Source organism: Cupriavidus sp. R6-3, from assembly GCF_059772245.1.
Window position 1 is genome coordinate 1 of sequence record NZ_JCBAJO010000146.1, and the last position, 12,463, is coordinate 12,463.

The 12,463-nt window shown below is 69.3% G+C and carries 9 protein-coding genes; 1 reads left to right on the forward strand and 8 read right to left on the reverse strand.

Going from position 1 to position 12,463, the window contains the following annotated elements:
• Nucleotides 1-24: 24 nt before the first annotated feature.
• Entirely contained in the window at nucleotides 25-432 is a 408-nt protein-coding gene (gene gloA / locus AC6EI8_RS18700; RefSeq protein ID WP_149316789.1) for a lactoylglutathione lyase, read from the reverse strand.
• Nucleotides 433-685: 253 nt separating this feature from the next.
• Between gloA and AC6EI8_RS18705 the strand changes: the two genes are divergently transcribed.
• The gene (locus AC6EI8_RS18705) at nucleotides 686-4,855 is read left to right on the forward strand and encodes a hypothetical protein (RefSeq protein WP_498382581.1); all 4,170 of its coding nucleotides are present in this window, start codon (nucleotides 686-688) and stop codon (nucleotides 4,853-4,855) included.
• Nucleotides 4,856-4,996: 141 nt separating this feature from the next.
• On the opposite strand, the gene AC6EI8_RS18710 is transcribed toward AC6EI8_RS18705, so the two are convergent.
• The 7 genes from AC6EI8_RS18710 to lnt form a co-directional block, all read right to left on the reverse strand.
• A complete protein-coding gene (locus AC6EI8_RS18710) occupies nucleotides 4,997-5,878 on the reverse strand; it encodes a M48 family metallopeptidase (protein WP_370639527.1) in 882 nt (293 codons plus the stop codon).
• Entirely contained in the window at nucleotides 5,875-6,627 is a 753-nt protein-coding gene (locus tag AC6EI8_RS18715; RefSeq protein WP_006579167.1) for a lysophospholipid acyltransferase family protein, read from the reverse strand. The genes AC6EI8_RS18710 and AC6EI8_RS18715 overlap by 4 nt, the downstream gene beginning before the upstream one ends.
• The gene (gene gmhB, locus AC6EI8_RS18720) at nucleotides 6,624-7,265 is read right to left on the reverse strand and encodes a D-glycero-beta-D-manno-heptose 1,7-bisphosphate 7-phosphatase (protein WP_149316792.1); all 642 of its coding nucleotides are present in this window, start codon (nucleotides 7,263-7,265) and stop codon (nucleotides 6,624-6,626) included. The genes AC6EI8_RS18715 and gmhB overlap by 4 nt, the downstream gene beginning before the upstream one ends.
• 65 nt (nucleotides 7,266-7,330) lie before the next feature.
• Nucleotides 7,331-9,454: a glycine--tRNA ligase subunit beta gene (gene glyS / locus AC6EI8_RS18725; RefSeq protein ID WP_498382582.1), complete on the reverse strand. Its 2,124-nt coding sequence runs from the start codon at nucleotides 9,452-9,454 to the stop codon at nucleotides 7,331-7,333.
• Between the two features lie 64 nt (nucleotides 9,455-9,518).
• A complete protein-coding gene (locus AC6EI8_RS18730; protein WP_149316794.1) occupies nucleotides 9,519-10,112 on the reverse strand; it encodes a hypothetical protein in 594 nt (197 codons plus the stop codon).
• A complete protein-coding gene (glyQ, locus tag AC6EI8_RS18735) occupies nucleotides 10,109-11,098 on the reverse strand; it encodes a glycine--tRNA ligase subunit alpha (RefSeq protein WP_226107305.1) in 990 nt (329 codons plus the stop codon). The genes AC6EI8_RS18730 and glyQ overlap by 4 nt, the downstream gene beginning before the upstream one ends.
• A gap of 449 nt (nucleotides 11,099-11,547) precedes the next feature.
• The coding region (gene lnt / locus AC6EI8_RS18740) for an apolipoprotein N-acyltransferase (protein WP_498382583.1) at nucleotides 11,548-12,463 on the reverse strand (916 nt) is incomplete at its 5' end.

Genomic DNA, 12,463 nt, shown 5'->3' on the forward strand with positions numbered 1-12,463 from the left:
AGGGGCGCCGAGGCCCCGGGGCCGTCAAGGCCGGCTGGCGTCGCGCGTGGAGTTGCGCTCGATCAGCTCGATCTTGTAGCCGTCCGGGTCTTCGACGAAGGCGATCACCGTGGTGCCGCCCTTGACCGGGCCGGCCTCGCGCGTGACCTTGCCGCCCGCCGCGCGGATACGCTCGCAGGCGCCCGCGGCATCGTCCGTTTCCAGCGCGATATGGCCGTAGGCGGTACCCATCTCGTACTTGTCCACACCATAGTTGTAGGTCAGCTCGAGCACCGCGGTCTCGCTCTCGGGGCCGTAGCCGACGAAGGCGAGCCGGTACTTGTATTCGGGATTGTCGCTCTCGCGCAGCAGCTGCATGCCCAGCACGCGGGTGTAGAAATCGATCGAGCGCTGCATGTCGCCGACACGGAGCATGGTGTGGAGGAGTCGCATGAATTGAAACCTTTGTGGGTCGTTTTATAGGCGAGGACGTAGTTTAGTCGCATTTGACCGGTGGAGCAGGGCGACGGTCCCTCCCCGCGGCCCCTTGCCGCCTCCCTTCGCCGGCGCAGCGGGATCCGGATGCGGAACCCGCGGCCGAGGCCCGGCCGCCGTCGAAACCCGACATGCGGGCGCCATGTGTTAAGCAAAGCTGACGCAGCCACCTAAGATGGGCGCCTTTCAAACGGCGGATCGGAGAGCGGCGATGGTGATGATGGTCCTTGCGCAAGGCAATCCCGGCGGCATGGGGCCTGCCGCGGCAAATGGGGAGCCGCGGCGTGCGGGCGCTGGCCCCGACGAACCCGTGTACTACGACCCCGCCGCGCATGGCGACGTGAAGGCCTTTGGCCGATCCCCGGCATTCCCGCGATTCCGCAAGCAGTGCGAGAAGGCGGCCGCCAGCATAGCGGCCTGCGCCATGGCCGAGGACCTCAATCATCCGCTGCGCGGCGCCATCCATGCACTGGTGGAAGATCTCTTCGGCGACGATGTCGATGGCCCCGGGGCGCGCTTCCAGCCGCATCTGGAGCTTGCCTATACCGTCGTCAAGCCGGCGCTGGAGCGGATCGCTGCGCGATTGCACGATCCCCGGGTCTGCATGCCGTTGCGTACGCGGGTGATGCTTGCCCTGGCCGACAGCGTGCCCAAGTGCGGGCCCGGCGCGATCAATGGCATCGCCATGGCCGCCCACAAGCTCGATCTCGCCTGCGACAGCTCGCTGGCCGGCAGGGCGAGGGCGATCTTCCACGATGTCATGACGGAGCAGCTGCTTCGGCTGGTACTGCGCCAGGGCCACCGCGGTTGGGACACGCACCGTTTGCAGGCTTGCCTGAACGCGCTGTCCGAATGGCTTGGCCAGCCCGTCGTCAAGGATCCATTCGTCGCCGACCGTCCGCTGGAGGACTCCGACCGGCAGGCGCTGGCGGCCATCACCGAACCGGCAGAGGTGGCGCGCTTGACCGGAGCGATGCTGGCCCAATTGGCCGACGAGTATATGGAGGCCCTCAAGACGCGTATCGGCGCGGAGCATCCATTGTGGTCCGGGCAGGCGATTTCCGAGTCTGCCGTCGCGGCGGAGATCATGCCCCTGCTCGAAGACGATGCGCTGCTGCGCGACTTCGGATCCATCGAACTGGGGTCGCTGTTGCGCGAGCTCGGGCCCGACGAGCCCGGCGGCGGGTATCAGCTGTGTCCGGATCGGTCCCTGCTGCAATGGAACCTGGCGCGGACGCTGCGCGACATCGGTGTCCTGACCGGCGTGAAGTCCGACGTGTTGCGCCAGTGGAGCGAAGCGCCGCTGCAACCCGGCGGGCGGCCGCGCGACATGCAGTTGCATCGCTTCGCCGACGTCTTCTGGATCGAGAGCGTCCATGACGACCATGCCGTGCGTCTGCTGGAGCCGAGCGATCTGTGCCACCTCTACGAAGGCATGCGCATGCTTCCGGGACCGTTCGATGCGGAAGGTTTCCTGCGGCACGCCGGCAAGCTGCTGCGCCGAGCGGTCGCCGCGCCGGACGGCGCCATCGTCGATGCATTGGGCGATTGCGTCGCCGCGGTTGCCGAGGGCGCCGAAGGCGATCCGGCCGGCGCCGAGGGGATTGACCCCATCATCGAGGCGCTCAGGCGTTCGCCGCAAGCGTTCACGCAGTTCCAGCAACGGCTTGTCTCGGCGATGGCGTCGATGGCAGCGATGGCGCCGATGGCGGCCAGCGAGCCGGCGCCGGCTTCCACCGCATCACGCTGGCTCGCCTTGGCGCTGCGCTACCGCCTGCCGTTGCTGGCTTGCGCGGCGCAGCGGCGAAGCGCGCCAGAGGGCGATTGGCAACACGTGCGCCGCAATCCAGCCCGCTCGCCATTGCTCGGGGCCGCGAAGACCGGCGACGTCGCGATGCTGGCCGGGTTGATGGCCGGAGGAGCGCAGCTCGCGCCGGTGGCCTACGAAGCGATCGAGTTGGCCCGGCGCAGCGGCCATCCCGAGGCGGCAGACTTCGTGCAGGCGACGCTGGACGCGCAGGCGCAGACGATCGCCGCGATTCGCGCCGGCAGGCTCGATGCCGTGCAGGCCGCGCTGCCGGACACGCCGGGGCCGCACTTCCGGGACCTGAGCGGCGATCCGCCATTGAAGCATGCGATCGAGAAGGGGCAGTACGCCATCGCGGCATGGCTGATCGAACAAGGGGCCGATCCCAACGCAATGACAGCACACCGTGTGCCGCTGCTGTCCCTGGCGATCGCGCGCGGGGACATCGCCATGGTCGGCTTGCTGCTGCAGCACGCCGCCCGCGATGCCGGTCCGCGCCTGCACGCCATGCTGGACGAGGCCATCCGCGCGGCCTGCCAGGCACCGGACGACGTCGCCGTCGAGTTGTGCCGCCTGCTGCTGGCCGTCTCGCCCGCATGGTTGGCATCCCGCCAGCGGGACAGCTTGCCGTGGCAAGCGATCGAAACGGCGATCCGTACTGGCCGCCACAAGCTGCTCGCGTACCTGATCCAGTCGCCTCTGGCCGTGGCGGCGAGATGGCAATGCTCGGGCGAGTCCTTGTTGCATCAGGCAAGTACGCTGGCCGATTCGGAATCGGCCTACCACCTGACGCGCATCCTGCTCGATGCCGGTTGCCGCTGGGCACCGGATGGCCGGCTGGCCAAGGCCTCCATGGACGCCGCCATCCGCGGCCGCAATGTGCCGCTGTGGACGTTGATGCTGCCCCATTGCAGCCAGGCACAGCGGATCGATGCCCTGACGGCGGTATGGCGGCTCGACCCTTGCACACCGCTGCTCGTACCCATTCTCGACACGCTCTCCCCCGAGCGCGCCGGATCCTGGCCCGAAGCGTCGATCGATGCGATTCTCGACAGCGCAATCGTCGCCGGCGGGGGCGACCGCCTGGCGGCGTGGCTCGCGCAACCGCCATTCGCCAAGGCCTATCCGGCCTGGTTGCGCGGCGCGTGGGAGCGCGCGATCAGCGCGGACAGCGGCCGGATGATGAGGCGCTTGCTGGCGCTGCCGGCGCGCGATGGCATCTCCCCGGCCGCCGCGATCCCCTGGGACTGGCTGCGGAACCCGGCCAATGCGGTGTTCGCGTCCAGGTTGGTCGCCTGCCTGTGGCAGTGGCGCGGGGCCCTTGGCAATGACGGCGCCGCGGCGCTGGAGGAGCTCGCCTTCCGTGTCCGGCCGATCGACTGGGTCCAACAGCACGCCGCGACGCAGGAGACCGCCGATCGTGCGTTGATGGCGGTGCTGGGCGCAGTGCACACCGATGTGCAGGTCCTGCGCATGCTGCACTGGCCGCAGGTCAAGCCGCGAGCGCGCCATTTGGTGATGGCGCTGCGATCGCATCGCAACGAAATCGCCAAGGCCATATGGCATCGCCTGGACGAACAGGACCGTGCCGAGGTGCTAAGGGAACTGCCCGGCATGATTCGCGACGACTATCGGGCCGACAACGAGGACTGGCGCCGGCTCGCGCGGTGGTGGATCGAGCAAGGCGGCCATGCCGACATACCGGTCGATCACCGCGGAGGCGCGACGTTGCTCGTTGCCGCCGTCGAGTGCGGCGATGTCGAACTGGTGCGCGCCTGCCTCGAGCATGGGGACTCGCTGCTGGCCCCGCTTGCCGACGGCCGGACCGCGCTCGATGTCGTGGCCGCCGAGGGCTCTCCGGAAGTGGCCGCCGCGGTGGTTGCCGGGATGAGGGCCGACCGGATCGGCGCCATCGTGAACCGTGGCGCCGGAACGATCCGAGCCTTGATCGCGTGTCTGCAGCGGGTGGAGGCGATACACGGCTTCGATCCGAAACGATGGGATGCCCTGGCCCGGCGCGACGCCGTCGTTGTCGACCTGGTGGACTGTCTCGCCAGCGGTCCGCGGACCGCTGCAAAGCGCTTGATCGAACCGTTGGCGCCCCAGCTGCTGGCGCTGGCCCTGTGCTGTCCGCCAGCGGTCGTCGATCGGCTGGAAAACGCCACCGGGATATCGGTTGGCGGCAAGGCCGGACAGCGCCTGCTGCGCGACGCGGCGAGCGTCGGCGACTGGAACCGGATCGTCAAGGCGCTCAGGGCAGGCGCGCAATGGCATGACCTGCGGGAAGCGCGCGAGCTGCTCGGCAAGGCCATCGCCGACAACGCCATCGAGGTGGGACGCGACATGGATCTGCTGCTCGGCAAGCTGCGGGAAAAGGCCAGGGCGCGCAATCCGTTCAGCCGCCTGATTGCATTCCTGCGCCATGGACGCGATGCCTGGATCAACACGCCGTTGGCCAGCGGGGAAACGCTGCGTTCGCTGGCCGAGCGCTGGAGGCGGGACGGTTGGCTGTCGCAGTTGCGCCAATGCGGCGCAGCCAGTCGCGACAAGACGGTGGGGCTCGCCTCCGCCTAGCGCGGGCGCGGCGCCAGCGCGGCGAGCGGCACCGGTAGGGCCAGCGGTAGGGCCAGCGGTGGGGCCAGCGGTGGGGCCAGCGGTGGGGCCAGCGGTGGGGCCAGCGGTGGGGGCAGCGACAGCGACAGCCGGGGCGCCGCTTCAGAACGCCGGCAGGGCTTCCGGCGGATGGCTGCGCAACTGCGCGCGTGCGTCGCGGAACTCGGGGAAGATCGACGCCACCGTGTCCCAGAAACGCGGGCTGTGGTTCATTTCCTTCAGATGCGCCAGCTCGTGCGCGGCCACATAGTCGATCACCGACAGCGGGAAATGCATCAGCCGCCAGCTCAGGCGGATCTTGCCGTCCGAGGTGCAGCTGCCCCAGCGCGTATTGGCCGAACTCAGCGCGAAGGCGCGGTGGCGCACGCCGAGCTTTTCCGCATAGATATCGAGCCGTTCGGCCAGCAGGCGCTTGGCCTGGTGCTGCAGCCAGGCTTGCACGCGGTCCTTGATCTGTTGCTCGTCGGCCTGCTCCGGCAGCGCCAGATGCAGCACGCGTGCCTCGCCATCGAACAGCAGCGTACCGGTCGGCGAATCAAGGCGCAGCGTGATGGGTTTCCCGAGGAAGGGCAGGGTCGCGCCGTCGCGCCACTGCACCGCGGGCAGCACGCGCTGCGCGTCGCGCTGCTGCCATTCGGCCAGCTTGCCGAAGATCCAGCGCTGCTTCTCGGCGATGGCCGCCTCGATGTCGGCGATCGTGACCCAGCGCGGCGCCGTGATCGACAGCCCGCGGTCATCGATGACGAAACCGATGGTGCGCCGGGACGAACGCTTCAGCGTGTAGTGGAGCGGACGTTCGCCGAGCCGCAGCAGCCGGGCGTTGGGCTGGGGCGCCGGCCAGGGTGCCGTGGCAGGGCCGGCCGACGTGGTGCCATCGAGCGCGCTGGCCGCCGGCCGCGCGCCGGACGTGCCGGCGCCGGAATCCATCAACGGCAGTTCCATCTGGCCGTCCGCGGGTTCCGGGGCGCGGCGTGCCGGCTTCATGCAGGCTGCCCTCGCAGATAGCTCTCCGGATCGATGCGGCGCATGTCGCGCTCGATCCATTGCTCGACTTCCTGGTTCAGCATGTCGGCGGTCTTGTGCGCCGACGACAGCGGCGGGCCGATCGAGATCGTGATGGTGCCGGGGTACTTCAGAAACGAGTTGCGCGGCCACAGGCGGCCCGAGTTGACCGCGATCGGAATCACCGAGGCGCCGGTCTCGACTGCCAGGCGTGCCCCGCCGCTCTTGTAGCGCGGGTTTTCCATGCCGGCGGGGGTGCGGGTGCCTTCCGGGAACATGATGATCCACGCGCCTTCGGCGAGCCGCTCGCGGCCCTGGCGCACGGCCGAGGCGAAGGCGCGCGAACCGTCCTTGCGGTTGATATGGACCATCTTCAGCATGCCGAGCGCCCAGCCGAAGAACGGCACGAACAGCAGCTCGCGCTTGAAGACGAAGCACAGCGGCTTGGGCATCGTCGCCACCAGCGCCACGGTCTCCCACGCCGACTGGTGCTTGGACAGCAGCACCACCGGCTTGTCGATCATGGCCTGCAGATGCTCGCCGCCTTCGATGCGGTAGCGGATGCCGCAGATCAGCCAGGCGGCGCCGATCACCAGCTTGGGCCACCCGCGCACGAAGCGGTAGCGCCGGTTGGCGCTCATGAAGGGGAAGGCCAGGAAGCAGGCGCAGGCATAGGGAGGCGTCAGTACCAGCAGGTACAACGCGAACAGCAGGGAGCGTAGAAAGATCATCGAGGGTTCGTCGAGTCAACCGGTGACGTGGCGGATGGCGAAGCGGCCGTGCCCGCGTGCGATGCCGCGGCGCCGTGGCGCGCGCCTTCGCCTTCGAGCAGCCAGCGCGAGAACGCGCGCAGATCGTCGTGGACCAGCGTGCCGGGCGGCAGGCCGCCCTTGGCCAGCGTGGCTTCGCCCTTGCCGGTGCGCACCAGATGCGGCGTGCAGCCGAAGGCGACGCCCGCCTGCAGGTCGCGCAGCGAATCGCCGACGATCGGCACGCCGCGTAGCTCGATGCCGAAGCGTTGCGCCGCCTGCTGGATCAGGCCGGGTTTGGGCTTGCGGCAGTCGCAATCGTCCGCCGCGGTGTGCGGGCAGAAGAAGATCGCCTCGACGCGGCCGCCGAGGCGGGCCAGCGCCTTGTACATCTTCTCGTGCATCGCGTTGAGCGCGCTCATCTCGAACAGGCCGCGGCCGATGCCCGACTGGTTGCTGGCGACCACGACGCGGTAGCCGGCCTCGTTCAGCGCGGCGATCGCTTCCAGGCTGCCGGGGATCGGAATCCATTCGTCCGGCGTCTTGATGAACTGGTCGCTGTCGAGGTTGATGACCCCATCGCGGTCCAGGATCACGAATTTGGGCGGTGTCTGCGGCATGGCGGCGCTTCGGTAACGGGTACGGTCGATGCTGCTGGTTCTGCTGGTCGTGCTGCGGGCGCGGGTCAAGCGGCCAGCTTCGAGATGTCGGCGACGCGGTTGGCCAGCGCGTGCAGCGAGGCCAGCAGGGCCAGGCGGTTGGCGCGCAGCCCTGCGTCCTCGGCCATCACCATCACGCCGTCGAAGAAGCGGTCCACCGCCTCGCGCAGCCGGGCCAGGTCGCGCAGCGCGGCGGTGAAGTCGCCGCGTGCGAACGCCGCCTCGACCCCGGGCCGCACGCTGTCGATGGCGGCATGCAGCGCGCCTTCGGCATCCTCCTGGAACAGCGCGGGGGCGACCTCGCCGACGGCCTCGGTATTCTTGCGCAGGATGTTGGTGATGCGCTTGTTGGCGGCCGCCAGCGCGGCCGCCTCGGGCAGCGCGGCGAAGGTGCGCACCGCCTCCATGCGCCCGAGGATGTCGTCGAGCCGCTGCGGGCGCAGGCTGACCACCGCCTCGACCTCGTTGGTGGTGTAGCTCTTGTCCTTCAGGTAGCCGCGCAGGCGGTCGTACAGGAAGTCGGTGATGTCCTCGCGCGCGGGCTTGACCGCCGGCACGCCGGCGAAGGCCTGTTCGGTCAGCGCCAGCAGCGCGTCGATGCCCAGCGGCAGCGGCGTCTCGACCAGCATGCGCAGGATGCCCAGCGCATGGCGGCGCAGCGCGAACGGGTCCTTCTCGCCGGTCGGCTGCAGGCCGATGCCCCAGATGCCGACCAGCGTCTCCAGCTTGTCCGCCAGCGCCACCGCGATGCTGACGGCGTTCGAAGGCAGCGCATCGCCGGCAAAGCGCGGACGGTAGTGTTCGGAGCAGGCCAGCGCGACTTCCTCGGCCTCGTCGTCGTGGCGGGCGTAGTAGGTCCCCATCGTGCCCTGCAGTTCGGGGAATTCGCCCACCATATCGGTCAGCAGGTCGGCCTTGGCCAGTTCCGCGCCGCGCATCGCGGCCGCCTTGTCGACCGGCACGCCGGCCCTGGCCAGCGCATCGGCGATATGGCCGGCGATCTGCTGCAGCCGCTGCACGCGGTCCAGCTGCGTGCCGATCTTGTTGTGATAGACCACGTTGGCCAGCTGCGGCACGCGCGAGGCCAGCGTCTTCTTGCGGTCCTGGTCGAAGAAGAACTTGGCGTCGGCCAGGCGCGGGCGCACCACGCGCTCGTTGCCGCCGATGATCGACTGCGGCGTGTCGGTGGCCAGGTTCGACACGATCAGGAAGCGGTTGCGCAGCTGGCCGTTGGCGTCGGTCAGCGCGAAGTACTTCTGGTTGGTCTGCATCGTCAGGATCAGGCATTCCTGCGGCACGGCGAGGAAGGCCTCCTCGAAATGGCAGGCGTAGACCACCGGCCATTCGACCAGCGCGTTGACCTCGTCGAGCAGCGCGTCCGGCATGATCACGCGGTCCGCGCCGGCGGCGGCCAGCAGCTGCTCGCGGATGCGCTCGCGCCGCTGCGCGTAGCTGGCCAGCACCTTGCCCTGGTTCTCGAGCACGGCGGCGTAGCGCTCGGCGTGCGCGATCTCGATCTCGCCCTCGGACAGGAAGCGGTGGCCCAGCGTGCGGTTGCCCGCGGCCAGCCCGAGCACCGAGACGGGCACGACCTTGTCGCCGTGGAGCGCGATCAGCCGGTGGGCCGGGCGCACGAAGTTGACCGTGCTGCCGTCCGGGCGCTGGTAGCTCATCACCTTCGGAATCGGCAGCTTGCCGATGGTGTCGTCCAGCGCGGCCTGCAGGCCGTCGGCCAGCACCGCGCCGCGCGCGGTGTAGCGGTAGAACAGCGCCTCGGCCTTGCCGTCGGAGGCACGCTCCAGCGTCTGCCAGTCGATCGCCTCGACGCCGACCGACTTCGCCAGCGCGGCCAGCTTCTTGGCCAGCGGCGCGGTCGGCTCGCCGGCAGCGTCCAGCGCCACCGACACCGGCAGCACCTTCTCGCGCTGCTCGCGGTCCGGCGCGCTGGCGCGCACGCCGCTGATCAGCGCGGCCAGGCGGCGCGGCGTGGCGTACGGCGTTACCGTGCTGCCGTCATCGAGCAGGCCGCGTTCGGCGAGGCCGGCGAACAGGCCCTGGGCAAAGGCCTCGCCCAGGCGCGCCAGCGCCTTCGGCGGCAGCTCTTCGGTGAACAGTTCGATCAGCAGCGAATCGGTCAGGGGTTGCGACATGAATCGGTTCCAACGGTTTGTGGCGCACGCCGGCATCGGCGGCGCCGGAAGGGTTCAGCGGTGCTCAACAGCGCGGTTCGACGCCGGACAGCAGCCATAGCCCGTGCTGCTGGCGAAACTGCAGCGTGGTCGAGCGGCACGCGGACTGCGCATTGCCGGCCAGCTTCTCGCTATTGGCGGAGAAGCGCGCGTACAGGCGGTGATGGCGGCGATCGTAGCGGATCTCGTCGATGCGGCCGCCGATCCAGAAATCGATCCGCGGCGGCAGTTGCGAGGCCGAATGATAGGTCCGCACCAGGCGCCGTTGCCGGCCGTTGCGGTGCACGGTCTCGACCCAGGTCAGCGGATAGCGGATCGCGCTCTCGTAGGCGCGCAGCGGCACGCGCCGCCAGCCCAGGTCCCTGGAGCCGGACAGGTCGCAGGACATCGAGCGCACCAGCTGCGTCCACTGGTCGATCGCATTGGCGGGCGGCTGCAGATGCTTGTTGATGGCCTGCTGCAGCGCCTGCGAATCGCCTTCGCAGACATTGGCCTGCTCGGCCGAGGGGTAGAGCACCTGCGAGGCCTGGGCATAGGCCGACGGCACGATGGCGTGCGCGCCGCCCGCGGCGGCCACCGCCAGCGCGCAGCACAGCGCACGGCGTGCCATCGAATTCATGCGGCGGCCTCGACGGAGGGCCTGGCGGCCATCGCGGCCGCGGCGTTGGCACCGGCCGGTCCGCACATCGGGAAGCCCAGCGCCTCGCGCGATTCGTAGTAGGCCTGCGCGACCAGCCGCGACAGATTGCGGATGCGGCCGATATAGGCGGCGCGCTCGGTCACCGAGATCGCGCCGCGCGCGTCCAGCAGGTTGAAGGTGTGGGCGGCCTTGAGCACCTGTTCGTAGGCCGGCAGCGCCAGCTTGACGCCCGCCGCCTCGGCCGCGTCACCGTCCGCGCCGACGCCCATCAGCCGCTTGGCCTCGCCCTCGTGCTCGGCGAAATGGCGGAACAGGATCTCGGTATTGCTCTGCTCGAAGTTGTAGGTCGACTGCTCGACCTCGTTCTGGTGATAGACGTCGCCGTAGGTCAGGCGGCGGGTCTTGCCGTTCTCCTCCCACTCGGTCCAGACCAGGTCGTAGACGTTTTCCACGCCCTGCAGATACATCGCCAGGCGCTCGATGCCGTAGGTGATCTCGCCCGTGATCGGCTTGCAGTCGATGCCGCCGACCTGCTGGAAGTAGGTGAACTGGGTCACCTCCATGCCGTTGAGCCAGACCTCCCAGCCCAGGCCCCAGGCGCCGAGCGTCGGGTTTTCCCAGTCGTCCTCGACGAAGCGGATGTCGTTCTGCTTCAGGTCCAGGCCCAGCGCCTCGAGCGAGCCCAGGTAGAGCTCGAGGATATTCTCCGGCGCGGGCTTGAGCACCACCTGGTACTGGTAGTAGTGCTGCAGCCGGTTCGGGTTCTCGCCGTAGCGGCCGTCCTTGGGGCGGCGCGACGGTTGCACATAGGCCGCGCGCCACGGCTCGGGGCCGATCGCGCGCAGGAAGGTATGCACGTGCGAGGTACCGGCGCCAACCTCCAGATCGATGGGTTGCAACAGCGCGCATCCTTGCCGGTCCCAGTAGGACTGCAAGGTCAGGATCATTTGTTGGAAGGTCAGCATAACGAAGACGACGGATCGCGGAGAGTTGGCCCGGCGGCGGGCCACCGAAGCGGAAGCGGGCAGGGGACGGCGGCCGGGCCGGCCGGTCCCGCCGTTGCCAAACCCAGAATTCTAGCGGGTTTTTGCCCGGCAGCCGTCGAAGGGAAGGGGGAGGCAGGTGGGCGAGGACCTCGGGTAAATCCCGAGGGCGCTCAAGTTCCGGAAGGGCCTGCCGTTATCGATTTTTGTATACATTATTGAAAAGCTGTTCGACAGAGGCAGCGGACGGCGCCCCGCGGTGACCGTCGGCGCCAACAACGGGGACAAACATCATGTCGTTTCTCTCGCGCAAACCCTATCGGGTCGCCCTGGCAGTGATGGCGGCCGCCGCCGCGGTATCGATCGTGGCGGGCGTGATCCACTGAGGTTGGACCGCCAGGGCTGAGCACCGGCTCGGCCTCGGCACAGGCTCAGGCGCCGCCGCTCCGGCCACGGCCCTGGGCCGACGGCGTGCGCCAGGCCACCACCAGCAGCACCAGCAGGCAGCCGAGCACCGCCGGCACATTGCCGACCCGCACATAGGGCGTCAGCCCGCTTGTGCCCTGTACCTGCGCGCTCAGCGTGCCGGTGGTGAAGGTCGCCAGCCGCGCCGGCACGCTGCCGTCCGGGGCCACCACCGCCGTCATGCCGGTATTGGTCGAGCGCAGCATCGGCCGGCGCGTTTCCAGCGCGCGCATGCGGGAGATCTGCAGGTGCTGGTCCAGCGCGATGGTGTCGCCGAACCAGGCCAGGTTGGTGACGTTGACCAGCACATTGGCCGGCTGCGGCTGGCCGCGCAGCGTGCGCGCGATTTCCTCGCCGAACAGATCCTCGTAGCAGATATTGGGCGCCACCATGACGCCGCGCACCGGCAGCGGCGCCTGCGCCAGGCCGCCGCGGCGGAAGTCGCCCAGCGGCATCTTCATCATGTCGACGAACCAGCGGAAGCCCCAGGGGATGAACTCGCCGAAGGGCACCAGGTGGTGCTTGTCGTAGCGGTACAGGCCCTGCATCTCGGGGCCGATGCCGAACACGCTGTTGGTGAAGTCGATCGGCGAGTCGGCGCCCGCCGCGCCGAACAGCAGCGCGGTGCCGGTGCCGGTGCTGAACTGCCGCAGCGCCAGCGCGATCTCCGGCGGCATGTCCTGCAGGATCAGCGGAAACGCGGTCTCGGGCGTGACCACCAGGTCGGCCGGGGCGGCGGTGATCATGTCCCGGTACAGCGCGTTCGAGCGGGCGATGCCGGCCGCTTCGAACTTGATGTCCTGCGGCACGTTGCCCTGCAGCAGCCGCACCGACAGCGGCTTGCCGACCGGTTCGGTCCAGGCGCGGCCGGCCAGCAGCCAG